This window comes from Arthrobacter sp. alpha11c (genome assembly GCF_054149985.1).
In genome coordinates this window covers 575,940-601,649 of sequence record NZ_CP196747.1, presented here as the reverse complement: position 1 = coordinate 601,649, position 25,710 = coordinate 575,940, and the positions used below count along the sequence as shown (strand labels likewise).

At 62.3% G+C, this 25,710-nt stretch carries 23 protein-coding genes and 1 pseudogene; 5 read left to right on the top strand and 19 right to left on the bottom strand.

The window, feature by feature from the left end:
• Positions 1–54: 54 nt before the first annotated feature.
• Positions 55–1,839 (bottom strand): glycerol-3-phosphate dehydrogenase/oxidase, encoded by a 1,785-nt coding sequence (locus tag ACTAQJ_RS02785; RefSeq protein WP_498700531.1) that lies wholly within the window; start codon positions 1,837–1,839, stop codon positions 55–57.
• 121 nt (positions 1,840–1,960) lie between these two features.
• Between ACTAQJ_RS02785 and ACTAQJ_RS02780 the strand changes: the two genes are divergently transcribed.
• Genes ACTAQJ_RS02780 through ACTAQJ_RS02765 form a run of 4 tightly spaced genes read left to right on the top strand, consistent with a single transcriptional unit; the run spans position 1,961 to position 5,897 of the window.
• Positions 1,961–2,923 (top strand): sugar-binding transcriptional regulator, encoded by a 963-nt coding sequence (locus ACTAQJ_RS02780; protein ID WP_498700529.1) that lies wholly within the window; start codon positions 1,961–1,963, stop codon positions 2,921–2,923.
• A gap of 34 nt (positions 2,924–2,957) precedes the next feature.
• On the top strand, positions 2,958–3,839 hold the full coding sequence (locus ACTAQJ_RS02775) for an aldo/keto reductase (protein ID WP_498700527.1): 882 nt from the start codon (positions 2,958–2,960) through the stop codon (positions 3,837–3,839).
• Between the two features lie 10 nt (positions 3,840–3,849).
• Positions 3,850–4,794, top strand: coding sequence for an alpha/beta fold hydrolase (locus ACTAQJ_RS02770; RefSeq protein ID WP_477515728.1), 945 nt, complete (start codon positions 3,850–3,852; stop codon positions 4,792–4,794).
• A complete protein-coding gene (locus tag ACTAQJ_RS02765; protein ID WP_477515729.1) occupies positions 4,791–5,897 on the top strand; it encodes a glycosyltransferase family 4 protein in 1,107 nt (368 codons plus the stop codon). The genes ACTAQJ_RS02770 and ACTAQJ_RS02765 overlap by 4 nt, the downstream gene beginning before the upstream one ends.
• Here the strand turns inward: ACTAQJ_RS02765 and ACTAQJ_RS02760 are convergent.
• From ACTAQJ_RS02760 to pyrR, 13 genes and pseudogenes are all read right to left on the bottom strand, one after another.
• Positions 5,864–7,964 (bottom strand): annotated as a pseudogene (locus ACTAQJ_RS02760) (primosomal protein N'). The gene ACTAQJ_RS02765 and the pseudogene ACTAQJ_RS02760 overlap by 34 nt on opposite strands.
• 158 nt (positions 7,965–8,122) lie before the next feature.
• Positions 8,123–9,352: a methionine adenosyltransferase gene (gene metK / locus ACTAQJ_RS02755; RefSeq protein ID WP_224090531.1), complete on the bottom strand. Its 1,230-nt coding sequence runs from the start codon at positions 9,350–9,352 to the stop codon at positions 8,123–8,125.
• Between the two features lie 88 nt (positions 9,353–9,440).
• A complete protein-coding gene (gene coaBC, locus ACTAQJ_RS02750) occupies positions 9,441–10,700 on the bottom strand; it encodes a bifunctional phosphopantothenoylcysteine decarboxylase/phosphopantothenate--cysteine ligase CoaBC (protein ID WP_498700523.1) in 1,260 nt (419 codons plus the stop codon).
• A gap of 27 nt (positions 10,701–10,727) precedes the next feature.
• Positions 10,728–10,988, bottom strand: a complete 261-nt coding sequence (gene rpoZ / locus ACTAQJ_RS02745; protein ID WP_017197559.1) for a DNA-directed RNA polymerase subunit omega — start codon at positions 10,986–10,988, stop codon at positions 10,728–10,730.
• A gap of 39 nt (positions 10,989–11,027) precedes the next feature.
• Positions 11,028–11,600, bottom strand: a complete 573-nt coding sequence (gmk, locus tag ACTAQJ_RS02740) for a guanylate kinase (protein ID WP_224090532.1) — start codon at positions 11,598–11,600, stop codon at positions 11,028–11,030.
• A gap of 21 nt (positions 11,601–11,621) precedes the next feature.
• Positions 11,622–11,948 carry an integration host factor, actinobacterial type gene (gene mihF / locus ACTAQJ_RS02735; RefSeq protein WP_216925571.1) on the bottom strand — a complete coding sequence of 109 codons (327 nt, stop codon included), beginning with the start codon at positions 11,946–11,948 and terminating at the stop codon, positions 11,622–11,624.
• Between the two features lie 99 nt (positions 11,949–12,047).
• Positions 12,048–12,923, bottom strand: coding sequence for an orotidine-5'-phosphate decarboxylase (pyrF, locus tag ACTAQJ_RS02730; RefSeq protein WP_498700520.1), 876 nt, complete (start codon positions 12,921–12,923; stop codon positions 12,048–12,050).
• Positions 12,916–16,224: a carbamoyl-phosphate synthase large subunit gene (gene carB / locus ACTAQJ_RS02725; RefSeq protein WP_431115372.1), complete on the bottom strand. Its 3,309-nt coding sequence runs from the start codon at positions 16,222–16,224 to the stop codon at positions 12,916–12,918. The genes pyrF and carB overlap by 8 nt, the downstream gene beginning before the upstream one ends.
• A complete protein-coding gene (gene carA, locus ACTAQJ_RS02720) occupies positions 16,224–17,474 on the bottom strand; it encodes a glutamine-hydrolyzing carbamoyl-phosphate synthase small subunit (protein WP_498700516.1) in 1,251 nt (416 codons plus the stop codon). Before carA ends, carB begins: the two co-directional genes overlap by 1 nt.
• A complete protein-coding gene (locus tag ACTAQJ_RS02715) occupies positions 17,455–17,976 on the bottom strand; it encodes a PH-like domain-containing protein (protein WP_477515734.1) in 522 nt (173 codons plus the stop codon). The genes carA and ACTAQJ_RS02715 overlap by 20 nt, the downstream gene beginning before the upstream one ends.
• Positions 17,976–19,331, bottom strand: a complete 1,356-nt coding sequence (locus ACTAQJ_RS02710; RefSeq protein ID WP_416416026.1) for a dihydroorotase — start codon at positions 19,329–19,331, stop codon at positions 17,976–17,978. Before ACTAQJ_RS02710 ends, ACTAQJ_RS02715 begins: the two co-directional genes overlap by 1 nt.
• On the bottom strand, positions 19,331–20,359 hold the full coding sequence (locus ACTAQJ_RS02705; protein ID WP_498700512.1) for an aspartate carbamoyltransferase catalytic subunit: 1,029 nt from the start codon (positions 20,357–20,359) through the stop codon (positions 19,331–19,333). The genes ACTAQJ_RS02710 and ACTAQJ_RS02705 overlap by 1 nt, the downstream gene beginning before the upstream one ends.
• Positions 20,356–20,940 carry a bifunctional pyr operon transcriptional regulator/uracil phosphoribosyltransferase PyrR gene (pyrR, locus tag ACTAQJ_RS02700; protein ID WP_431115377.1) on the bottom strand — a complete coding sequence of 195 codons (585 nt, stop codon included), beginning with the start codon at positions 20,938–20,940 and terminating at the stop codon, positions 20,356–20,358. Before pyrR ends, ACTAQJ_RS02705 begins: the two co-directional genes overlap by 4 nt.
• 154 nt (positions 20,941–21,094) lie before the next feature.
• Here pyrR and ACTAQJ_RS02695 point away from each other — a divergent pair, with 154 nt between their 5' ends.
• On the top strand, positions 21,095–22,348 hold the full coding sequence (locus tag ACTAQJ_RS02695) for a PrsW family intramembrane metalloprotease (RefSeq protein WP_498700510.1): 1,254 nt from the start codon (positions 21,095–21,097) through the stop codon (positions 22,346–22,348).
• A gap of 61 nt (positions 22,349–22,409) precedes the next feature.
• On the opposite strand, the gene nusB is transcribed toward ACTAQJ_RS02695, so the two are convergent.
• The 5 genes from nusB to ACTAQJ_RS02670 all read right to left on the bottom strand — a co-directional run bounded on the left by nusB (position 22,410) and on the right by ACTAQJ_RS02670 (position 25,666).
• Positions 22,410–22,820, bottom strand: coding sequence for a transcription antitermination factor NusB (nusB, locus tag ACTAQJ_RS02690; protein WP_216925562.1), 411 nt, complete (start codon positions 22,818–22,820; stop codon positions 22,410–22,412).
• Entirely contained in the window at positions 22,820–23,383 is a 564-nt protein-coding gene (efp, locus tag ACTAQJ_RS02685; RefSeq protein ID WP_011774957.1) for an elongation factor P, read from the bottom strand. Before efp ends, nusB begins: the two co-directional genes overlap by 1 nt.
• Positions 23,384–23,550: 167 nt before the next feature.
• A complete protein-coding gene (locus tag ACTAQJ_RS02680) occupies positions 23,551–24,072 on the bottom strand; it encodes a tetratricopeptide repeat protein (protein WP_477515738.1) in 522 nt (173 codons plus the stop codon).
• Entirely contained in the window at positions 24,069–25,160 is a 1,092-nt protein-coding gene (gene aroB, locus ACTAQJ_RS02675) for a 3-dehydroquinate synthase (protein ID WP_431115381.1), read from the bottom strand. The genes ACTAQJ_RS02680 and aroB overlap by 4 nt, the downstream gene beginning before the upstream one ends.
• Entirely contained in the window at positions 25,157–25,666 is a 510-nt protein-coding gene (locus ACTAQJ_RS02670) for a shikimate kinase (protein WP_498702144.1), read from the bottom strand. The genes aroB and ACTAQJ_RS02670 overlap by 4 nt, the downstream gene beginning before the upstream one ends.
• Positions 25,667–25,710: the final 44 nt, after the last annotated feature.

The following is a 25,710-nucleotide window of genomic DNA, read 5'->3' as shown; positions in this document are numbered from 1 at the left end:
CGTTTCCCGTCCCTGTCGCGCAGTGGGACGGTCAAGCATTGTGTGCAGTCGCCCTCAGGCTACGAGACTGTGCACGTCAACCTTGTGGAACCGACGCAGCACTTCCTGGGCGTGGCGCACTTCTGCCTCACGGACAGCGGCATCCCAGCCAAGCGGTTCAGCCAATGCTGCAGCAATCTCGTTCAGCAACTCGCCGGTCACCAGGCCGCGGAACGCGAGGGACGTCCGTCGGATGAGGACATCCACCAGATGCCCGACCTGCTCGTGTTCGGCCATGAATGCCAATTCACGAACACTGAGTTCCCGGGTGGAACGAAGCGGCGCGTCGTGTCCGGCGTTCAGGAAATCGATGACGGCCTCTGCCCGTGTTCCATACCGCGTCAGGAGACCAGACACGCGATCCGCGTCCAGTCCGGGGCCCATGTGCTTCTTGATCCATTCCTGCTCGCCTTGTTCCGTAGCAGGGAAGCCAGCGCCGCCGCCGATGGCGAGTTTCGCCGTCGAAACTTTCCGTTCCAGACCCAATTCGCGAAGGACGTCGTTGGTCATGTGTTCGGCTAGCGCCCGGAAGGTGGTCCATTTGCCACCTATCAAACTGAGTACGACGGCGGCCTTACCGCCTGGCGTCGCCATGGCACCTTCGCCGGTCCGGACACTGCGTTCGATCCTGTAGTCCCTTGAGACAAATCCCGGTTGGGTGGCGTCGTGGCGCGGCAGGGGACGGACTCCGGCGAAGCTGTACACGATCTGGCCTCGGTGCACCTTGATGGTGGGGAAGACATGGCCGATCAGCTCGAAGAAGTAGTCGATTTCGGATTCGGTGCAGACAGCGTCTTCTGTCATGTCTGCGTCAACGTCTGTGGTGCCGACCAGCACCCGGTCCCCCATGGGGTAAATAAGGACGATGCGGCCGTCTGTGTGTTCGAAGAAGATCTCCCGGCCATTGCAGGCGGCCAGCAGTTCAGGGTGGTCCAGCACGATGTGCGAACCCTTCGTGCCGCCCATGAACTGGCTGGCGGCTCCCATGGCCTGGTTGGTGAGGTCCACCCAGGCACCGGTGGTGTTGACGATGACGTCGGCCTGGAAGTTGAACTCCTTGCCGCTCAATTCGTCGCGTAGCCGGACTCCGTCAGTACCCATGGAAACCAGTGAGACGTAGTTGCTGGCGCGGGCCGTCCCGCCCGGCAGGCCACCGCCGCGGCCGGCCTTCTCGCCATCCTGAAGCACGTCCAGGGTGAGCCGCTCAGGGTTGTGGACGGACGCGTCAAAGTAGGTTGCCGCGTACTTGATTCCCGGGTGCAGCTTGGGTAGCTCCGCCAAAGCCTTGTCCTTGCCGCGGAACTGGTGCCGCGGGACGCTGCCGCCGTCACGGGAGAAGAAGTCGTACATGCTCAAGCCGAGCTTGATGAGGAAGGCTCCGCGTTCGTTCGGTTTGCCCTGCTTGTGGGTGAGGAAGCGCATCGGCGCGGACAGGATTCCCGAGAAGGTGCTGAAGATGGGAATGGTGGTCTGGAGCGGCTTGACGTAGTGCGGGGCGATCCGAAGGAGACGGTTGCGCTCCACGACCGATTCCTGGACAAGGCGGAACTCACCGTTCTCCAGGTATCGAATGCCGCCATGGATCATGTGCGACGATGCACCACTGGCTCCTTGGCAGTAGTCCCCACGCTCCACGAGCGCGACGTCAATGCCCTGCAGGGCGAGGTCCCGGAAGGTTCCTACGCCGTTGATACCGCCACCGATGATGAGTACTTTCGCCGAAGGCCGCTCCCGCAAGGCGGTTACAGATTCACGCCTGTGCGCATCAGAGGAGGTACCGGAAATCCTGTTGTGTCCCAAAACTGCTCCCTTGGGCTTGGTTTGTGCGCGGCGTTACGTTCGCTGCACCTTTCACCACTAATCTGGCGAAGGTGGAAAATGGAGTCAAGCTAATTGCACAAACGTGCAGTAAGGAAATGAGATGGGACGCTCACGTCACTCGGATGCCCTCCGGGCCGCACAAATGTACTACTTGCAGGACCTGACCATGGACGCGATCGCGCGGGAGCTCAGGACCTCTCGCTCCACCGTCTCCAGGCTGTTGTCTTCCGCCCGGGAAACAGGCCTGGTCCAGGTTCAGATCCGCAGCCCGTTCGATACCGCCCCCGAACTCGAAAGCCAGATTCGCGACAAATTCAAGGTGGACGTCCACGTGGTGCCGGTGCTTGACACCTTGAACGAGGCGGAGACGCTGGACCGCGTGGCCATGCAGGCAGCGCGGACCATAGGACCCCTGGTGGATTCCAATGCCATCATCGGCATTGCCTGGGGTGCCACGCTCAGCGCTGTGAGCCGGCACCTGACCAGGAAGCTCACGCACGACACCATCGTTGTCCAACTCAACGGCGCCGGGAACATGCAAACAACCGGCATCACCTACGCCAGCGACATCATGCGGCGCTTTGGCAGCGCCTACGGAGCGCGGGTGGAACAATTCCCCGTGCCTGCGTTTTTCGATCACGCGGCCACCAAGACGGCCATGTGGAATGAGCGCAGCGTTCAACGCATCCTGGATCTGCAGGCGCGCATGAGCATCGCCATTTTCGGTGTTGGATCCGTTGATTCGGACTATCCAAGCCATGTGTACGCTGGCGGCTACCTCGACGAACAAGACCTCAGCATGTTGGCTGCCGACGACGTGGTGGGCGACGTAGCCACTGTCTTCTTCCGCAGTGATGGATCATCTGACGGCATTACCCTGAACGAACGGTCAACCGGCCCAAGCCATGAACAGCTACGGCAGGTACGACGCCGGATTTGCGTCGTGTCCGGCGCCTCCAAAATCAACGGCCTGCAGGGCGCCTTGGCAGCCGGACTTGCCACTGACCTCATCCTGGATGAAGCCTCGGCGCGCCGTTTGGTGAGTTTCAGTGGCCAGTCCTGAGGCATTCCGCCGCGGAATGGGTAGAGTCGTTGATATGAGATTCCCGGCCCGGCTGACCTTGAACAACGGCGTGATGATGGACCGCTTGGGATTCGGACTCTATAAGGTGCCGCCAAAAGAAGCTGAAGCTTTGGTGAGCACTGCCCTCGGCGAAGGCTATCGGCGGTTCGATACCGCCGCCATGTATCACAACGAGGTGGGCGTAGGCCGCGCGATCGGGGGTGCAATCGGCGACGCCAACGAGGCAAACCTCGGCACGGGTGGTTCCGGCGAATCCGTGCATGCCCTGACCCGGGAAGACGTCTTTGTCACCACCAAGGTCTGGAATGACGACCACGGTTACGACTCCACGCTCCGCGCTTTCGATTCGTCCATGGCCAACCTCGGACTGGACTACGTGGACCTTTACCTCATCCACTGGCCGTGTGCCGGACGAGGCCTGTTCGTGGAGACCTATAAAGCCATGGAAACCCTGTACAGGGAAGGCAAAGTCCGGGCCATCGGGGTTTCGAATTTCCAGCCCGGGCATTTGGAAGAACTCATGCAGAAAGCCGAAGTGGTCCCGGCCGTTAATCAGATAGAGCTGCACCCCTGGCTTCAGCAGGGCAGGCTGCGGACACTGCATGAACAACTCGGGATCCGAACCGAAGCATGGAGCCCCCTTGGCCGTGGGCAAGTCCTTGCCGACCCCGCGATCGTGGATTTGGCTCACAAGTACGGCAGGACACCGGCCCAAATAATCCTCCGGTGGCATCTCCAGCTTGGGAACCTCGTCATTCCCAAAGCCAGTTCCGCGGGGCGGATCAAGGAGAACTTTGCCGTTTTCGACTTCGAACTCGAGGCAGAAGACATGGACGGCATGGGGGCGCTTGAACGCCACCACCGCACGGGCTCGCACCCGGACAACGTGAATTAGGAACGGCCGAATGGAAAAAGTGGACACCGCGCATACTCCGGAAGGCGCAGATGCCCCGATTGAATTCATCAGCAAGTCCCTGCAGGGACGCACTATCGCCTCTGATGTGGACGTCGATGGCAGCAACGTAGCGTATTGGACGTACGAACCCGTCAAAGCCACACAGGATACCCGCACGATTTTGGTCATTCACGGTTTTCGGGGCGACCACCATGGACTGCTCCGTGTAGCGGACCTGCTTCCGGACATGCGGATCATCATGCCGGACCTCCCGGCCTTTGGCAGTTCAGATCCTTTCCGTGAGGACGAACACACGGTTGAGCGTTACGGCCATTTCATCTCCGGCTTCATGGCCGCACTGGGCCTGGGCCCCAAGACCGTGCTGTTGGGCCACTCCTTTGGCTCCATCGTCGCGAGCCATTTTGCAGCCCGGAATCCGGGCGCCATTTATCCACTGATCCTGATCAACCCCATCGCTGCACCCGCTTTGGAGGGACCCAAGGGGATCATGACCAAGCTCGCGGTGTTTTACTACCAAGTGTCCGCCAAGCTTCCAAAGCGCCTTGGACTTGCCCTCCTGCGCAATCGGGCCATTGTGCGGATCATGAGCGTCACCATGGCCAAGACTAAAGACAAAGACCTGCGCCGCTTCATCCATGGCCAGCATGATGCCTACTTCAGCGCGTTCGCGGACCGAAGGAGCCTGCTCGAATCCTTCAAGGCATCCGTGTCGGGCACTGTGGCAGACGTCGCCGGGGAGTTGCGCCTCCCCGTACTGCTGATAGCCGGCGAAAAAGACGAGATCGCCACTTTGCCCAACCAGCACAAACTGATGGAGCGCCTTCCCGAGGGCACCCTGGAAGTGATTCCCGACGTCGGGCATTTGATCCATTACGAGACGCCGGCCCCGGCGGCCGCAGCTATCCGCACCTTCCTGGAGGAACACCCCGCGTGAAAATTGTCATCGACGCCCGCTTCACCAGGACGGACCACCACGATGGCATCAGCCGGTACGGTTCAAGCCTCATTGCAGCGACATCCAAAATTGCCGATGTCACTATGCTCATCAACGACAAACGCCAACTCGCGTTGCTTCCCGACGTGCCCTATGTGATGGTCAACAGCCCGCTGTCCCCACGTGAGCTGTTCGTTGCCGCCAAGGTCAACTCCTTGGGTGCGGACGTCGTGGTGTGCCCGATGCAGACCATGGGAACCCTGGGGCGGAAGTATGGCCTGATCCTTACGCTGCACGACCTCATCTACTACGAACACCCCGCTCCCCCGGGTTTCCTTCCGGCTCCGGTGCGCCTGCTCTGGAGGCTGTACCACAAGGCGTTCTGGCCGCAACGCCTGCTGCTGAACCGGGCTGACGTGGTGGCTACCATCAGCAGGACCACAGAGGCTTTGATGGCCAAGTACACCTTGACCCGCCGCCCCGTGCGGATCGTTGGCAATGCCCCGCAGCCCGGCCAGACCCCCCGCGATCCTTCGGCAGGGGCGGATAAGACCCTGCTGTACATGGGTTCGTTCATGCCTTACAAGAACGTGGAAACCATGATTCGGGGAATGGCAGGCCTGCCGGAATACACACTGCACTTGCTCAGCCGGATTACTCCCCAGCGTCGGGCGGAACTCGAGGCCATGATCCCTCACGGGGCTAAGGTCCAGTTCCACAACGGTGTAACAGATGCCGAGTATGAAGAGCTTTTGACCAGGGCGACTGCACTCATCAGCTTGTCCCGGGCCGAGGGATATGGCTTGCCCCTGGTGGAGGCGATGTCACTGGGAACTCCTGTTATCGCCAGCGACATTCCGATTTTCCGGGAAGTGGGCGCCGATGCGGTCAGCTATGTTGACCCCGAGTCGCCCTCGGAGTTCGCTGCGGCTGTCACGGCGTTGGGCGATGGCAGATTGTGGCAACAACGTTCCCGCAGGTCCGTGGAACGTGCTGGAGACTTCAACTGGGACGAATCCGCCCGGCAGTTGCTGGCCGCGGCAGAGGAGGTCGTAGAACTTCGAAAACGCTACAAGACGTCCACGCCGTCGAGCCGCAGTTGAACTGGTCCGGCTGTGCGTTTCGCCGCGTTCGCTGCCTTGACAGCACGCATGGCACGGGTAGCGTCTGCGGCGTCTGCGTAGGGAATGAAGTACAGAGTGCGGACGTCTGCCTCGGCCTCACTTCCGGCGCCTTGGGCACCACTGGAGAACAGCTGAAGTGGCGCCGGACCGGCGCTGAGGAGCTTCGTACCGGACTTTAGCTTGACGCTCGCCTCGAAGGTATCGGAAAAATGCGCGACGTCGGCCCTTTGCCCGGTCACTGAAGCTACCCGCACTGCCGGGGGAAGCTGGAGTTCCTTCCGGAGTGCCAGTTCACGCGACGCGTAGCCCGATGCGTCCCAGCGCAGCAGGGCTCCGGTAGCGGTTGTGTCGTCTGCCGTGATGATGACCAGCCCACCCTGGTTGGAGGGTCTCACCAGGGACGCAGCGTTGAACCACCGCCGAACAGTGTCCTCACCCGCCCTCAGGTTTTCCCGGCGGAGCAATGAATTGCCGTCCAGAAGCAGCGCGGCCGCGTACCCCTGGGGAGCCACGGGTTCGGCGCCAACTGTAGCAACGACCAATGCCGGAGCATCAGGCACCGTTGCCTTGATGTTCTCCCCCGACGAGGTGATAACCGTCTTTCCAGGAAAAGCCCGCCCTAGTTCCTCCGCGGTTCTCACAGCTCCTGCCGCAACCCGGCGCAGGTGTGTGCCGTTGCAATGGTTGCAGCGCCACTGCGGTGCCGGCGTGGAACACCAGCGGCAAAGCGGCATGGCGGAACTGCTGGAGATAGCCAGCGGTCCTTGGCAGTTGTTGCAGCGCGCCAGCTCCCGGCACGTCTCGCAAGCCAAAGAGGGCGCGTAGCCAGCACGTGCAACCTGCACCAGCACAGGGCCATGTTCTAGGCCTTCCTTGGCCGCACGCCATGCTGCTCCGGGCAAACGTGCAATCCGGGCCAGGGGATCACGTTCCTGTTCAAAGCTGTCAGCTGTGTTCAGGACACGCGGAACAGTGGAGCGAATGACCGTTCGCGGCGCCTCGATCGGCACGGCCCATTGCATTTCAACCAGGCGCTGGAGTTCAGTGCTGCGGCTGTGGGATGCCATCAGGCACGCTGCGTTCTCCTGCTCGGCCCGCAAGAGCAGAACTTCGCGCGTGTGCGCATAGGGAGCCCGCTGATCGATGTGGAGGTCGTCGCCGTCGTCCCAACAGACCACGAGTCCCAACTCCCGGACCGGCGCATAGGCGGCGGATCTGGTGCCGATGGCGACGCGCGCTTCCCCACTGAGGATTCGGAGGAAACTTCTGTAACGGGGAGTTTGACCGTCATCGGCCGTTAGCCGTGCGACATCGCCCGCTGGCAGGACTTTGGCGAGAGCCGCCTCCAGCTGTTCGAGATCCCTGTAATCGGGAACAACCACCACTGCACCACGGCCGGATGCACGAACTGCGGCAACCGCCGAGGCAACCAACGAAGGCCAACCCCCGGGGCCGAATCCCTGAAGCGCGGTGAGGACAGCCTTGGGTGATCCCCCGCCGGCCAGGTGATGGAGGTACGAGGCTCCGTTGGAGTAGGAACCCCAGGCATGGGCGTCCGGCGCATGTGACGGTGGCTCCGATTCCTGTGCTGCGTCCCCGGAGAGCAGCTCCTTCTCCACTTTGGCAACGCGGGGGGGAACAGCAGTACGCAGGACATCGCTCAAGGTTCCGGCGTAGCGCGCAGCTACCGTTCCAGCCAACTCCGCGATGTGGGGCGTCAGGACCGACAGCGGTGACACTACTTTGTGAAGTGGGGTCAGCGGGTGACCGGCATCCGAAGTATCGACGCGTTCCAGCACGAAGCCGTTAAGCTTCCTGGCCGTTGAACTTCACTTTCACTCGGACTCCGGGAACAGCAGAATCAGCGAGTTCAGCGGGCACGCTGTAATCGAAGGGCCTGTCCAGGTGTGGCAGGGAGGATTCCAGCACCACGCGGGCCACGGGATTTACTGCTGCCAGCGGGGGTCCACTCACGGGAGACTTGTCAGGGAAACCTTGAAGCAAAGAAGGTTGAAGCAGCGACGGCTGGGCTTCGTGTCCGGCCATGCTCGTCACCTCCAACTCAATTGCGCGGACTTTCCACGCAGGAACGAAGGATGCCCGCAGCGGGATCGACCCACTGCGGGCATCTCTCTGGCTCCAGCCAACCATGGGCCACCGACAAAGTTACAAACACCGGCTGGCACACGCGGATGAGCGGGAGATCAGGCGTTGAAGAATTCCTTCAGGTCCGCCACGCGGTCCAGGCGCTCCCACGTGAAGTCGGGCTCGTCGCGGCCGAAGTGGCCATGAGCCGCCGTCTTGGTGTAAATGGGACGCTTGAGGTCCAAGGCGTCGATGATGGCCCGGGGACGGAGATCGAAGAGCTCGTTGATGGCCTCGCTGATGCGGGCCGGGTCAACAGTTTCCGTGCCGAAGGTCTCTACATACGTTCCGACCGGACGTGCCTGGCCAATGGCATAGGCAATCTGGATCTCCGCGCGCTTGGCCAGACCTGCAGCTACCACGTTCTTGGCAACCCAGCGCATGGCGTAGGCAGCCGAACGATCTACCTTGGACGGGTCCTTGCCGGAGAAGGCGCCTCCACCGTGCCGGGAGAACCCGCCATAGGTATCGACAATAATCTTGCGACCAGTGAGACCGGCGTCGCCAACCGGGCCGCCGATCACGAATGCACCCGCAGGGTTCAGGATGTTGGCTACATGGGAGATGTCAAGGTTCGATGCCGCCAGAACGGGATCGATGACGTGGCTCGCGAGGTCGGCGCGCAGCTGCTCCAGGCTCGCGTCTTCCGCGTGCTGGCTGGAAATCACTACCGTTTCAACGGAAACCGGGCGATCGCCGTCGTACCCTACCGTGACCTGCGTTTTGCCATCCGGACGGAGGTACGCAAGTTCGCCGCTCTTGCGGACTTCGGTGAGGCGCTCCGACAAACGGTGGGCAAGCCAGATGGGCGTCGGCATGTAGGACGCAGTCTCATCGCTGGCATAACCGAACATGATGCCCTGATCGCCCGCACCTTGGAGATCGTAGTCGTCCTCCTGGCGGCCTTCACGCGCCTCAAGCGAGTTGAAGACGCCACCGGCGATGTCGTTGGACTGCTGCCCGATCGACACCGAGACGCCACAGCGGGCACCATCGAAACCGTTGGCCGAAGAGTCGTAGCCGATGCCGAGAATGGTCTCGCGGACAATCTGCGGTATCTCCACATAAGCGTCAGTGGTTACTTCACCGGCCACATGGACCAGGCCGGTGGTGGCCATGGTCTCGACAGCCACCCGGGATTCAGGATCAGCAGCCAGCAGCCCATCCAGGATGGCGTCACTGATTTGGTCGCAGATCTTGTCCGGGTGCCCTTCAGTGACCGACTCGGACGTGAAGAGCCGGAGCTTGGACGGGGTGCCATGATGTTCATGGTGCAGCGGTAAAGTCACTCGACCACCTTACTGTGTTGCGGGGCGGCGGCATCTGCCGTGTGTCCCTATGCTAAGAATTGCGGGCGGAGGCTACCGCCGGTGGATGTTACCGGGCAGGAAAAACCCTTGCCAGTTCGGAGCCCACCCGATCCACAACTGCCGCGGCGACGTCAGCCTTGGATCCGGACGCCGACTGCGGTTCGGCCCCATGCCCGGAAAGGATTACTACGGAGTTGTCGTCCTGCCCGAAGACGCGACCAACCCCGACGTGGTTGACCACCAGAAGGTCACAGCCCTTGCGCTTGAGCTTCGCCGCGGCATGCTCCAGAACGTCACCTTGGGCATCGCCGGTCTCGGCAGCAAAGCCCACGATCAGCTGCTGGCCACCCTCGGCGTTACGCCGTTCGACGAGCTCATGCAGGATGTCCGGGTTCCGAACCAGGCGCACCAACGGTGCGTCCTCGCCGTCGACCTTCTTGATCTTGGTGTCCGAAACCTCTGCGGGACGGAAATCCGCCACAGCGGCAGCCATGATGACGACGTCGGAATCCACTGCCGCTTTCAGCGCTGCCTCACGCAGTTCCAAGGCGGACTCAACGCGGACGAGCTCGACGCCGGCGGGCGGCTCGACGTCCATATGGGCGGCAAGGAAACGAACGGTGGCACCGGCGGCCAAAGCAGCCGCCGCCAGGGCCGCACCCTGCTTCCCTGACGAACGGTTACCCAGGAAACGCACCGGGTCCAACGCTTCCCTGGTACCACCGGCGGAAATCGTCACCGTTCGGCCGGCGAGGGAAGCATGTGTTGCCGGTACAGCCTTGGGCGAATCCGCCTCGGTCGCGGCCTCGGCCAACGCCATGGCAGCCGTGAAAATTGCCTCAGGTTCGGGCAAGCGGCCCGGACCCGAATCGGCACCGGTCAGGCGGCCGCTGGCAGGCTCCAGGACTGTGACGCCACGGCTCCGCAAGGTTTCCACGTTGGCCTGGGTTGCAGCATGCTGCCACATTTCCGTGTGCATCGCAGGAGCGAACAGCACCGGACCGTGAGCCATGAGGAGCGTGTTGGTCAGGAGGTCACCGGCCTGGCCTGTGGCTGCCTTTGCCAGGAGGTCCGCAGTGGCCGGCGCGACGACGATCAAGTCAGCCTCGTGGCCCAGACGGACATGGTTGACCTTCTCGACGTCGTCAAAAACGCTGTTGCTGACCGGGTTACCGGAGAGCGCCTCCCACGTGGCAACACCGACGAAACGGGTGGCTGCTTCGGTGGGGATTACCGTCACGTGGTGACCGGCTTCAGTAAAAAGCCGGAGGAGCGATGCAACCTTGTAGGCTGCGATCCCTCCCCCGACTCCGAGGACTATGCGCACGTGACCTCCGTCAACAGGCAGTCTGTTTTATTCTGCGGGCTCGATCGGCGTGGAAACCAGGAGGCCTTCGTTGATCTCGCGGAGGGCGATCGACAATGACTTCTCGTTCAGCTTGGTGTCTACCAAGGGACCGACGTACTCGAAGAGGCCCTCGTGCAGCTGGGCGTAGTAGGCGTTGATCTGGCGGGCACGCTTGGCGCCGAAGATCACCAGGCCGTACTTGGAATCGGCAGCCTCAAGCAGCGAATCGATCGGCGGGTTGATGATGCCTTCAAGGTTCGTGGACACGAAATCTCCAAATTCTAGCGGGCCGACAAGTGCAAGCGCTTAGCGCTCGTGCGGGGTTAGCCCCATGAGTGAAACAAGCTCGTCCGCTGCCCGGCGAACGTCGTCATTAATGACGGTGTGGTCAAACTCCGGTTCAGCAGCAAGTTCCAGTTTAGCGGTTTCCAGCCTGCGCTGCTGTTCCTCGGCAGATTCAGTGCCGCGGCCCACAAGCCGACGCACCATTTCTTCCCAACTGGGCGGTGCCAGGAAGACGAACTTGGCATCCGGCACAGCAGCCTTTACCTGCCGTGCACCTTGGAGGTCAATCTCGAGCAGCACCGATTTCCCCTCCGCAATGGCGGCATTCACGGTGCTCCGGAGCGTGCCGTACCGGTTCTGGCCGTGGACCACGGCCCACTCCAGGAGTTCGCCATCGGCTACCAGCGAGTCAAACTCTTCGGCAGACTTGAAGAAGTAGTGAACCCCGTCCTTCTCCCCTGGACGCGCGGCGCGGGTAGTGGCGGAGACGGAAAGCCAAACCTCTGGATAGTTGTCCCTGATGTAGGTGGATACGGTTCCCTTGCCAACAGCAGTTGGGCCTGCGAGGACAGTCAGTCCAGGTTTCTTGCTCACGGATTCCTTCGGGGAGATGCGTCAAACGCTTTGCTGGGTATCCATAAAATCTACCAGCGCCCGGGCCTGGTGAATTCCCAACCCCCTGATGCGCCGGGATCCGGCGATGCCTATCTCCGCCATGATCCCGGCCGCACGTACAGGTCCTATGCCTGGGAGGGCCTCCAACAGCTCCACCACCCGCATCCGCGCAATGGCTTCATCCGTGGTGCCTGAAGAGATCAGCTCAGCAATGCTCACTTCACCGCGTTTGAGCCGTTCTTTGGCTGCGGCCCGCACAGCGCGCGCCTTTGCAGCCTTATCCAAAGCATCGGAACGCTCCTGCGGTGTCAGCTCTTTCAGACCCACGGCCAAACCCCTGTCAGATCGGATTTGTGATTCACGTCACGCGAAACTGATCCTGAACCTACCGGCAGGCGGCGGGTTGCGCAATGAGGCGCCAGCGAATCATTCCGCCCGCAGGCCGTCGAGCGTTTCCTGGGTAGCCGCCCGCAATGCAGCCCTCGTTGGACCGGCGGCAAGGATGCCCCGGCTCGACGTAGCCAGCACTGTGGGATAGGCGGCCCCGAAGGTCGAGCGGAGATCCGCGGGCGTAGCACCCTGCGCCCCCAAGCCGGGCGCCAGGATCGCGCCACGGACCGGGCCGAGGTCGATGTCCAGATCCTCAAGTGCAGAACCGATGGTGGCGCCCACAACAAGTCCCACTGAACCCAGGACGCCCGCGTACCGCTGGTTCTCGGCTGCGGCCGCATTGACGATCCCCCGGGCCACGGAATGGCTTCCGCCGACGTGCTGGACAGACTTTCCCTCCGGATTGGATGTCAATGCGAGCACAAACACTCCCCTGCCATTTTGCGCAGCAAGGTCCAGGGCCGGACGCAAGGATTCGAAACCCAGGTAGGGACTCAGGGTCACTGAGTCCGCAGCCAGGGCCGAACCGTCCCGCAGCCACGCATCTGCGTAGGCGGCCATGGTGGACCCGATATCACCGCGCTTGGCATCGGCGATGCTCAACACATCCGCATCAGCAGCTGCGGCCAACGTCCGCTCCAGGACAGCCATGCCCGCAGAGCCGTGACGCTCGTACAAGGCCACTTGCGGCTTCACCGCGGCAGCGAGGGAAGCCACGGCCTCCACAACGCTGAGCGAGAAGCGCTCCAGCCCGGCGACGTCGTCGTTCAATCCCCAGTCAGCCAGCAGCTGGGGGTGGGGATCGATTCCAACGCAAAGCGGGCCACGGGCGGCCATGGCGGCAGCCAGCCGGGAGCCAAAGGACTCCCGGGCCGGCTGCTGTGCAACCGTTGCGTCAACAGACTCAGGCATTGGCAGCTTCCTGGGCCGCGGCCAGGTTTGCAGCGTGCTCCTGCAGGCTGGTGACAGACCATTCGTAGGTGCGCAGTGCCTCAATTGCCTGCACGGCTGCGTTGAATTCAGCCACGGTGGTGATGCAGGGAATGCCGATTGATGTTGCCGCGGCACGAAGTTCGTAGCCGTCGCTGCGGGCTTCCCCGCCGGACGGGGTGTTGAAGACCATATCGATCTCGCCGGCAATGACGAGGTCGGCGATGGTGCCTTCACCTTCGGCGCTGCTGCCCTCGGCCACCTTACGGACCGGAGTCGCCTGGATGCCGTTGCGGCGCAGAACGTCAGCCGTGCCTCCCGTGGAGACGATCTCGAAGCCGAGGTCCGAGAGGCGCTTGACGCCCATGATCACCGAGCGCTTATCGCGGTTGGCCACGGAAACGAAGATCTTGCCTTCGGTGGGCAGCGCGTTGTTTGCGGCCGCCTGGCTCTTGGCGAATGCGGTATCGAAGTGCTTGTCGATGCCCATCACTTCACCTGTGGACCGCATTTCCGGGCCGAGCAAGGAGTCGACAACCTTGCCCTCCGGCGTACGGAAGCGGCTGAACGGCAGGACAGCTTCCTTGACAGCGACCGGAGCGTCCAGGGGCAACGTGGAACCGTCACCGGTTTCCGGCAGCATCTTGTAGGCACTGCGCAGTTGGTTGATGGTGACACCGGTGCCGATCAGTGCGGCAGCCTTGGCCATCTGAACGCCAGTTGCCTTGGAAACGAAGGGCACCGTACGCGAAGCACGCGGGTTCGCTTCAAGGACGTACAGGACATCGGAGGCCAGCGCGAACTGGATGTTGATGAGGCCACGGACACCCACGCCCTCAGCGATGGCCCGCGTTGCAGTGCGAACGCGCTCGATCACGTTGTTGCCCAGTGTGATCGGAGGAAGGACACAGGCGGAGTCTCCGGAGTGGATACCGGCTTCCTCGATGTGCTCCATGATGCCGCCCAGGTACATGTCCGTGCCGTCGAAGAGGGCGTCGACATCGATTTCGACTGCGTCTTCCAGGAAGCGGTCGATCAGCACGGGGTGATCCGGCGTGATTTCCGTGGCATTGGCAATGTAGCGGGAAAGGTTGGCTTCATCGTAGACGATTTCCATGCCGCGACCGCCCAGGACATAGGACGGACGGACAAGCACGGGATAACCGATCTCGTCAGCGATCTTCTTGGCATCCTCAAAGGAAACGGCAGTGCCGTTCTTCGGGGAGGTCAGGCCTGCCTCGTCCAGGACGCGGGCGAAGGCGCCACGGTGCTCTGCGAGGTCAATTGCCTCAGGCGAGGTGCCCAGGATCGGCACGCCGGCGTCGGCAAGCTGCTGTGCGAGCTTCAGGGGTGTCTGGCCGCCGAGCTGGACGAAAACGCCCATGACGCCGCCGGTGCGCTCTTCAGCGGCGATGACCTCAAGGACGTCCTCAAGGGTCAGCGGCTCGAAGTAAAGTCGCGTGGAAACGTCGTAGTCGGTGGAGACGGTCTCGGGGTTGCAGTTGACCATGACAGTCTCGTAGCCGGCCTTGCGCAGCGCCATGGAGGCGTGGACGCAGGAGTAGTCGAACTCGATGCCCTGGCCAATGCGGTTGGGCCCTGAACCAAGGATGATGACGGAGGGCTTGGCGTGCAGGCCTACCTCATCTTCCTCGTCGTAGGACGAGTAGTGGTACGGGGTGTAAGCGGCAAACTCAGCGGCACAGGTGTCCACCGTCTTGTAGACCGGACGGATACCCAAGGCCTGGCGGACGCCGCGGACCACTGCCTCATTGTTGTGCGTCAAGGCACCGATCTGCTCGTCGGAGAAGCCGTGGCGCTTGGCGTTGCGGAGCATTTCCTCGGTGAGGACGCCGGCCTTGCGGATCTCCTGCGCGGTCTCGTTAAGGAGCTGCAGTTGGTCCAGGAACCAAGGATCGATCTTGGTGGCCTCGAAGAGGTCTTCCACCGTGGCGCCACCCAGGAGCGCGCGCTGCACCTGGTGCAGGCGGTCCGTCGTGGGACGCTTGGCCTTCTCGATGAGCTCGGCAACCTCGTACTCCGGCACGGAGCTGAAGTCCAGCTGCGAGCCCTTCTGCTCCAATGAGCGGAGGGCCTTCTGCAGGGCTTCGGTGAAGTTGCGGCCCATGGCCATGGCTTCGCCAACAGACTTCATGGTGGTGGTCAGAGTGTTGTCGGCTGCCGGGAACTTCTCGAAGGCAAAGCGCGGAACCTTGACCACAACGTAGTCCAACGTAGGCTCGAACGACGCCGGCGTCTTCTGGGTGATGTCGTTCGGGATCTCGTCCAGGGTGTAACCAAGGGAGAGCTTGGTGGCGATCTTGGCGATGGCGAAGCCGGTTGCCTTCGAAGCCAGCGCGGAGGACCGGGATACGCGCGGGTTCATCTCGATAACCACTACGCGGCCCGTGGCGGGGTCGATGGCGAACTGGATGTTGCAGCCACCGGTGTCCACGCCGACTTCGCGGATAACGGCGATGGAGACGTCACGAAGCTTTTGGTACTCGCGGTCCGTGAGGGTCAGTGCCGGAGCAACCGTGATGGAGTCACCGGTGTGGACGCCTACGGGATCGAAGTTTTCGATGGAGCAAACAACAACGACGTTGTCGTTCTTGTCGCGCATCATCTCAAGCTCGTATTCCTTCCAACCGAGAATGCTCTCTTCGAGCAGGACCTCGGTGGTGGGGCTGTACTGGAGGCCCTGGCCCACGATGCGGCGGAGATCGTCCTCGTTGTACGCCAGGCCTGAGCCAAGGCCACCCATGGTGAAGGACGGGCGAACAACCATCGGATAGCCGAGGTCTTCGGCCGCAGCGAAGGCTTCGTCCATGGTGTGGATGATGTGGCTGCGGGCCGACTCGGCGCCACAGCGCTCGACGACGCCCTTGAACTTCTCGCGGTCTTCTCCGAGCTCAATGGCAGCAATGTTTGCGCCAATGAGTTCCACGTTGTACTTCTCCAGCACACCGTTCTTGTCCAACGCGATGGCAGTGTTCAGGGCCGTCTGGCCACCCAGGGTGGGCAGGATGGCGTCCGGACGCTCCTTGGCGATGATCTTCTCAACAACCTCGGGCGTGATGGGCTCGACGTAGGTGGCGTCGGCGAACTCGGGGTCCGTCATGATGGTGGCGGGGTTGGAGTTCACGAGGATGACCCGGAGGCCTTCCTCCTTGAGGACGCGGAGAGCCTGGGTACCGGAGTAGTCGAACTCGGCTGCCTGGCCGATGACGATGGGGCCGGAACCGATGACAAGGACGCTCTTGAGATCTGTACGCTTGGGCATTACTTCTTGTCCTCAGTCTTGGATTCGGTGGAGTTGGCGGCGCCGGCGGTGGCCGATTTGGTTTCGGCCATGAGGTCGATAAAGCGGTCGAAGAGGTACGCAGCATCGTGCGGGCCAGCCGCAGCTTCAGGGTGGTACTGGACCGAGAACGCCGGGATGTCCAGGCACGCAAGGCCTTCAACGACGTCGTCATTCAAGGAGACGTGGCTGACTTCGACGCGGCCGTAACGCTCCTCGGGGGCGATCGTGGCACCGTTCAGCGGTGCGTCGACGGCGAAGCCGTGGTTCTGCGAGGTGATTTCAACCTTGCCCGTGCGGCGGTCCATCACCGGCTGGTTGATGCCGCGGTGGCCGTAGCGGAGCTTATAGGTTCCAAAGCCGAGGGCCCGGCCCAGGATCTGGTTGCCGAAGCAGATGCCGAAGTAGGGCAGTTTCTCGTCCAGCACCGAACGCAGGAGTGAGACCTGGTGGTCTGCGGTAGCGGGGTCACCGGGCCCGTTGGACATGAAGAAGCCGTCCGGGTTGACCGCGTTGACATCCTCCAGGGTGGAAGTGGCCGGCAGGACGTGCACGCGAACGCCGCGTTCGGCGAAGCGAACCGGGGTCATGGCCTTGATGCCGAGGTCCACGGCGGCAATGGAGAACCTGGGCTCGCCTTCCCAGCCGTGGTCCTTGGGTTCCACGACGTAAGCCTCGTCAATGGAGACCTCTTCGGCCAGCGCTGCGCCTTCCATCGGGGCGCTTGCCAGCACGGCGTCCAAGAGCTCCTTGTCCGATGCCTGTGCGGCCTCACCCGAGAAAATGCCTGCGCGCATGGTCTTGTGCTCGCGGAGGTGGCGCGTGATGGCACGGGTATCGACACCCTGGATGCCCACGATGCCTTGCTCGACGAGTTCATCATCGAGGCTGCGTTCCGAGCGCCAGTTGGAGGGGCGGCGGGCGGCGTCGCGCACAATGTAGCCGGCGACCCAGATGCGGCGGGACTCAGCGTCTTCGCTGTTGACGCCCGTGTTGCCGATGTGGGGTGCAGTCTGCACCACGAGCTGGCGGGCGTAAGAAGGATCGGTGATGGTCTCCTGGTAGCCGGTCATTCCGGTGGCGAAGACGGCCTCACCGAGGGCCGTTCCCTGGGCGCCGTAGCTACGGCCGCGGAACATGCGGCCGTCTTCAAGCACCAGTACTGCTGCTGAGGGGGTGGGTGTGGTGGCTGCTTTACTGTCCGTCACTTTATTACTTTCCACTATCGGCATCTGCCTGAGGGGCTGCGGAGATCAATTCTTGAATGGCTTCGAGGAGAAGCTCTTTGTCGGCTGCGTGCCTGGTCCGGAATCCTGTATCCAGTTCCTTGCCGCCCAGCTTCCAGCTGATGACCAGGAGTCCGTCTTTTTCCACGAACTTCCCGGCCATGCCGGCTGCTTGGCGGCTGTCAGCCACTGCGGAGCGTGGGATGAACACCGGGGCGGCGCCTGAGCGGTCGAACAAGATGCCTTCGGCATGGATGCTCAGTTCCGCGTTGGTGCGGATTCCAAGGCCCTGCACTGCGATCCGGTCCAGCCAGTCACCTGCCGTGGTGGTGGCAACGTACTGGCCCTCAGCTACGACCGTGGCTGGCGTCAGTTGCTGCGGCACCTCCGGGAGGCGTTCGACGTCGGCTTGTCGCCTGAGCCGGTTCCGCCACCCCAGCCAGATCATCATCAGGACGATGATGATCAACGGCACCGTGATGAGCACGGTGAGTGTCTGGTTGTTCATCAGCTACCGCTGACTGCCCCGGCGGCATCCGGGGTTGGGTAATTTCCGGCGTACCTGTATGGCGTGTTGAGCTTGCCGTTGAGAACGGTGGGGTGGCCCTTGAAGAAGGTCGCGACCACGGATCCGGGCAGCTCTTTGCCCTTGAACGGTGAATTGCGGCCCATGGTGGCCATCTTATGTGGGTCAACCGTCCAGCGCGCAGCAGGGTCCACCAGGATGACGTTGGCGGGCTCGCCTTCCTCCAACGGCCGGCCTTGGTCCGCTACGCGGCCAATAACTGCCGGAGTGAAGGACGTGACCCGGGCGAAGTCTGCCCATGTCATGAGTCCGGTTTCGATCATGGTTTCCTGAACCACGGACAATGCCGTTTCCAGGCCGGTCATGCCCATGGCCGCCTGCGCCCACTCGCATTCCTTGTGCTCGCTGGGGTGCGGGGCGTGGTCCGTGCCGACAACATCGATGGTGCCGTCGGCGAGGCCTTCGCGGAGCGCCTGGACGTCGGCATCCGTACGCAGCGGCGGGTTGACCTTGTACACGGGATCGTAGCTGCGGACCAGTTCGTCAGTGAGGAGCAGGTGGTGGGGCGTGACCTCGGCCGTGACGTTGATCCCCCGGGCTTTGGCCCAGCGGACGATTTCAACAGATCCAGCGGTGGAGACGTGGCAAACGTGGAGGCGGGAACCCACATGCTGCGTGAGCAGGACGTCGCGGGCGATGATGCTTTCCTCTGCCACGGCCGGCCAACCGGCGAGACCCAGCACCGCCGAGACGGCGCCTTCGTTCATCTGTGCCCCGGCGGTAAGGCGGGGTTCCTGCGCGTGCTGGGCAACCACGCCGTCGAACGCTTTGACGTACTCCAGCGCGCGGCGCATCAGCACGGGATCGTGCACGCAGATGCCATCATCGGAGAACATCCGCACCTGGGCGCGGGAATCCGCCATCGCACCCAATTCCGCAAGTTGTTCACCGGCCAGGCCAACCGTGACAGCGCCAACAGGACGCACGTCCACCCAGCCGGACGCGCGGCCGAGGCTGTGGACCTGTTCGACGACGCCTGCCGTGTCAGCAACGGGGTTGCTGTTGGCCATGGCGTGGACGGCCGTGAAGCCACCCAGGGCTGCGGCACGAGTGCCGGTCTCGACCGTTTCAGCATCTTCGCGGCCGGGTTCGCGCAGGTGCGTGTGGACGTCAACCATGCCGGGGAGGGCAACCAGGCCCGTCCCGTCGATCACTGTGGCGTCGTCGTCGTGCAGATCCTTGCCCCGGGCGGCGATGATGCCATCGCGGATCAGCAGGTCTTCAGCTTCGCCGCCGAGAATGGCGGCCCCGCGGATCAGGTACGTGTTCTCGGCCATCAGTTGCTCTCCTTGGTGGGCTGGCTTACAGCGTGGGGGGTTGCTGCCGTTGCGGCAGTTGCTTCGCGGGAATCCCCGGAGAGCAGCAGGTAAAGGGCGGCCATGCGCACTGAAACACCGTTCCGCACCTGTGCAAGCACTGTTGAGCGGGGCGAATCGGCGGCGGCCGAGGAAATTTCCAGGCCACGGTTCATGGGGCCGGGGTGCATGATGATGGTGTCTTTCATGCCAAGGTCATCCAAGGCCCGAAGCCGGGCGTCATCGAAGCCCCAGCGCCGTGAGTACTCACGGGTAGACGGGAAGAACGAGGCATGCATGCGCTCACCCTGGACTCGCAGCATCATCATCGCGTCGACGCCCGCTTCCAGCGTTTCGTCCAAGTTGTAGCTGACCTTGCAAGGCCAATGCTCGACGCCGATCGGCAGCAGCGTGGGTGGCGCAACCAACGTGACCTCTGCACCCAGCGTGCGCAACAACCAGACGTTGGACCGGGCCACGCGGGAATGCAGGACATCTCCGACGATCGCCACACGCATGCCTCGAAGGTCCGCCCCAGTGGACTTCGTCCCGTTGAGCTGGGACCAGTGGCGGCGCATCGTGAATGCATCCAACAGCGCCTGCGTGGGGTGTTCGTGGGTGCCATCGCCTGCGTTGATCACCGCGGCGTCGATCCAGTCCGTGGCAGCAAGCCGGTGCGGAGCGCCGGAAGCCCAATGGCGGATGACCACCGCATCCGCGCCCATGGCGGCCAGCGTCTGCGCAGTGTCTTTGAGGGACTCGCCCTTGGAAACCGAGGAGCCTTTGGCGGCGAAGTTGATGACATCGGCTGAAAGCCGCTTTGCTGCAGCTTCGAAGGAGATCCGGGTACGGGTGGAGTCCTCGAAGAAGAGGTTCACTACCGTGCGGCCACGGAGGGCGGGGAGCTTCTTGACCTCGCGGTCGCCCACGGCCGACATTTCTTCGGCCGTGTCCAGGACGCGGATGGCGTCGAAAGCGCTGAGGTTCTGAGTGGAGAGGAGGTGCTTCACTTTCCGGCCTCGATTACTACTTCGTTGACCGGAACGCCGTCCACGGAGTCGATTTCCTCGAGGTGGACGCGGACTTTTTCCGCGGAGGAAGTTGGTAGGTTCTTGCCTACATGGTCCGCACGGATGGGAAGCTCACGGTGCCCCCTGTCCACCAGGACGGCCAGACGGACAATCCTGGGACGGCCAAGATCCACCAAGGCATCAAGCGCTGCCCTGATGGTGCGGCCGGAATACAGGACGTCGTCAATGAGGACAACAACCTTGTTGTCTATGCCGGACAGTGGCAGGCGCGTGTGGTGGGGCGGCCTGGTGGGCTGGTGTGAAAGATCGTCACGGAACATGGTGACGTCGAGTTGCCCGACGATCGTTTCCGCGTTGACGCTGGGGTCAGCCGCAGCGATCTTGTTGGCGAGCCGCACGGCCAACGGATAGCCGCGGCTGGGAATGCCCAAAAGAACCAGATCCTGGGAACCTTTGTTGGCTTCGAGGATCTCATGGGCGATACGAGTCAGCGCGCGATCGATGTCCGCTTGGTTGAGAACAACCCGCGACGGAACCTGCGCTGAAGTGACTTCAGTCATTCGCTCGTCTCCCCTTTCCCCGCCTCACGGGACGGAATTAAAAAAGGAATATTTGCCTTTCAAAACTACCACAGCGGAAACTGGCAGCCTCACCGGGCCGCAGAAGAGGCGTGAGTTTAAGCTCACATCCGGCCCGTGCAATAGGCTCTAGGCCATGAGCAGCGACCATCCTGGGCACCCCGGCGGACACCAACCCTACCCGCGGCCCTACCTGGAACCGGCAGCCAATCCGACGTGGATCGGACGCGTACAGCCCGGAAACTACCAACCAGCCCCCGGGAACCCCGGGAACCTTCCCCAGCAGAGTTGGGCGGCTCCGCCGGCATCCACGGGACGCCGGTCGCCGAGCACACTCCCCCTGCTCGTGGCGGGCGCCATATTGGTCTTCGGCAGCCTGCTTCTGGTGGTTCCCTTCCTTCTGGGCAATACAGGAGTCACTGGCTTCGTGATCGGGTTCATCGCCTCCCTGATCCCGTTGTCGGTGGTGCTGCTGACCGTACGGCTCATTGACCGTTGGGAGCCGGAACCGAACAGGCTGCTCTGGTTCGCTTTCACGTGGGGAGCCGCAGTCTCGATCGCCGGAACCCTGTTGATTCAGCCCCTCTTCGCCTTGGCAGCCCCTACCACCAGCGAAGAAGCATTCACATATTTCATGGCCACTGTCCAGGCCCCCATCGTGGAGGAATTCACCAAATCGCTTGGCCTGTTGCTTCTCATCCTTGGCGCCCGGAAGTATTTCGATGGTCCCGTGGATGGTGTGGTGTTTGCCTTTACCATCGCCGCCGGCTTCGCCTTCACCGAGAACATCCTCTACTTCGGGCGTGAGATCGCCTCGTCGTCGGAGCCCGGCACGGACCTTGTCCGCATCTTCATCCTTCGCGGCGTCATGTCACCGTTCGCTCACGCCATTTTCACGGGGACAACCGGCCTGATCATGGGATTCGCCGCCCGTCGATGGCATTCCGGCTACGCAATGCTGGCCTTTGTCATCGGCCTCCTGCCGGCCATGTTCCTGCACAACCGGTGGAACAGCATGGGCCAGGACTTCCTGCTGGACTACTTCGTGGTGCAGGTGCCGATCTTCCTGATTGCGGCCCTCGGCATCATTTTCCTGCGCATGGCCGAAGGCAAACTCACGCGCCAGCGGCTGCTCGAATATGCCAGGGCCGGATGGTTCACGCCAGCCGAAGTTGAAATGCTGGCCACATCCCAGGGAAGGCGACATGCGCTTCGCTGGGCAGCCTCGCGTGGCCGTGCCGCGCAGATGCGGGCATTCATCAAGGGTGCCACGGCCTTGGCGTTCACGCGCCAACGCATCCTCAGCGGCCGCGATGTACCGGTTCATCAGCAGGATGAACTTGAGCATCTTCGTGCGATTCCAGGGCTCCGGGCCGCAGTGCTGCACTAGGGTTGCGCGAGCTTAAAAGAGAGGACCCGCATCCTGAGTGGATGCGGGTCCAGCAACCCGCCTACGCGAGCAGTGACGGCTTGAGCTTCTGGAGCCGGCCCAGCAAGCCGTTGATGAAGGCCGGTGATTCGTCCGTGGACATCGTCTTGGCGAGGGCCACAGCTTCGCTGACTGCCACTCCATCCGGGACTTCGTCGTTATAGAGGAGCTCCCAGGCACCAATGCGGAGGATGATGCGGTCTACCGAAGGCATCCGCTCCAGCGTCCAGCCCTGGGCATAGGTCTGCAGGAACTCATCGATGGTTGGCTGCATGGAGACGACACCCTCAACGATTTCCATCGTGTAAGGGTTAATGACGAGATCCGTCTTCTCCCGACGCGCCTTGAGCGCGTCAAAAGCCGAAACGGAACGCTGCTCCGCCTCGAAAAGTACTTCAAGTGCCCTGCTACGGGCTTTACCGCGTGCGCTCACTAGTCGTTGACCCGGCCCAGGTAGCTGCCGTCGCGGGTATCAACCTTGACTTTGGTGCCCTGCTCCACGAACAGTGGAACCTGGATTTCGTAGCCGGTTTCCACGGTGGCCGGCTTGGTGCCTGCCGAGGAGCGATCGCCCTGGAGGCCAGGCTCGGTGTAGGTGATTTCGAGAACGACGCTCGGCGGCAGCTCGATGTACAACGGCGTGCCTTCGTGGATGGCGATGTTCACCATCTGGTTCTCAAGCATGAAGTTTGTGGCGTCGCCGACCGTAGCACCGGAAACGGTGATTTGGTCGTAGTCCTGGGTGTCCATGAAGACGAAGTCTTCGCCATCCTGGTACAGGTACTGGTAGTCACGGCGGTCAACCGTAGCGGTCTCGATCTTCAGGCCAGCGTTGAAGGTCTTGTCAACCACCTTGCCGGACATGACATTGCGCATCTTGGTGCGAACGAAAGCGCCACCCTTGCCCGGCTTGACGTGCTGGAACTCAATGATGTTCCAGAGCTGGCCCTCGAGCTTCAGTACGGTTCCGTTCTTGATGTCGTTTGTGGTTGCCACTCGTATCCTCTGGTTTCTCTCACTGGTTCTAGCTACGGTTTCTAGCTTCCAGCCGGGTATGCCAGCCAGCATGCCAAAAGGCGTGCCAGCGCGTATTTATCAAAAATCCAAGAACCATTCTACCGGCAAATGGGAAGGGGCTTGGCTTCGGGTGGTTCCAGCGTGGATCAGGACGCGAGTTCCAGTACGTCCCTGGCCCGCTGGAGGGCCACCGCGGAGGAGTAAATCAGTGCGGCATCGGCGGCCTTCGCAACCCTCAGGTCCAGGGCCTTGGCAAACTCCTCGGATGCTGCCAGGGCATTTCCGCTCACGAAATAGGCCCTGCCCAAATACTGATGGACGATCGCTTCCTTGGACGTTCCTTGGACTTCCTGCAGCAGCTGGCGGAACAATTGGATGGCACGGTCCAGGCGATTGGTGGCCCGGTGGACTTCAGCTTCAAAAATCCGCAAGCGGAAGGATTCGGGGTCCTTGTAGCGGGCTTCGGCCAGCAATTCCGCCGCTTCCTTGGGCTGGTTTTCCAGCAGCAGCGCCATGATGCGGTCGGCAGGGTCTTCCGAAGCGGCCAAGGCAGATTCCAGTGCGTCTTCGTTGACGATAACGGGCAGCAGAGTATCGGGGTTTGTGCGGACACCCGGGAATCCGCCGGTTGGCCAGTCGCTGACGCCTTCTCTGAGGACGGTCATCATGAAGCAATCTCCTGGTAGGCGGCAAACAACAGGGACGTGTCGGGGACGTCCAGAATGCCGGGCTTGGCTACGCCATCCAGGACAACAAAGCGCAGGAGGTCCCCACGGGACTTCTTGTCCCGGCGCATGCCATCCAGCAGGCCTTGCCAGCGGTCCTTGCGGTAGGTGATGGGCAATCCAAGGCTCTCAAGGATGGTGCGGTGCCGGTCGGCGTCGGCATCGGAGAGTCGTCCAACGCTTCGCGCCAGTTCAGCGGCGAACATCATACCCACCGAAACTGCTGCACCATGGCGCCAAGAGTACCGTTCCACTAATTCAATGGCATGGCCCAAGGTGTGTCCATAGTTCAGGATTTCGCGCAGCCCGGATTCCTTGAGGTCCTGGGAGACAACGTTGGCTTTGACCGCAATGGCACGCTCGATAAGTTCACGGACAACGTCGGATTCCGGGTCCATCACTGCGTCCGTGTTCTTTTCAACGAGGTCAAGGATCACGGGATCGGCGATAAAGCCGCACTTGATGACCTCTGCCATTCCGGAAATCAGCTCATTCCTGGGCAAGGTCTTGAGCGTGTCCAGATCCGCCAGTACAGCCGCAGGAGGATGGAACGATCCCACCAGGTTCTTGCCTTCGGCAGTGTTGATACCCGTTTTGCCGCCAACTGAGGCATCCACCATACCCAGCAGGCTGGTGGGCATGTGAATGACTTTAACTCCCCGCAGCCACGTGGCTGCAACGAATCCGGCGAGGTCGGTCACAGCGCCGCCACCGACGGCAACAATAGCGTCCGAGCGGGTGAAGTCGTTCTGTCCCAGTACCTGCCAGCAGAAAGCGGCAACCTGTATGTGCTTGCCTTCTTCGGCGTCCGGGATCTCGGCTGTCAGTGCCGTAAAGCCAGCAGCTTCGAGCTCATCGCGGACGGTGTCCCCGGTCAGGCGAAGGGCGCGCGGGTGAATGACAAGCACGCGCCGAACCCGCTCGCCAAGTTTGGCGGGGAGGGATTGCAGGAGGCCACGGCCCACCACGACGTCGTAGTTCTCCGCGGTTGATTGGCCGGTCACCTTGATGACAGTTGCTTCGTTGCTCACTTTTCAACTTCCTCTTTCAAGGCTGCATGCTGGCGCAGCCGCTCCTCCAACTGGAGGCCGATTTCAGCCACGGATCCCGAACGGACGTCCAGGACGATATCTGCAAGACGCTCATAGACCGGACGCCTGGTGGCAAACAGGGCCTCCCATCGGGACATAGCGTCGCCCTGCAGCAAAGGCCTTCCGGTGTTTCGCGCGATCCGGTCCGCAACAGTCGAGGCATCGCATTCCAGGTAAACCACGGTGCACTCCCCCAGCAATTGCTGGGTTCCCGAGTCCAGGACGGCTCCGCCACCCAGCGAAATCACCGCTGGTTGTTGCTTGGCGCCCTCGATGGCCTTCGCCACCGCCCGGGCTTCAATTTCCCGGAACGCGTGTTCTCCCCGACCAGCGAAAATGTCAGCGATGCTGCCGTGCGCTGCGACCACCACGGCGTCGGTGTCCACGAAGGGAACGCCGAGCTGCTGCGCAAGTTGCTGGCCGATCGCAGACTTGCCAACTGCCATGGGGCCCACCAGGACAACGGGACGGCCAGCGCAGCCGTCCTGGG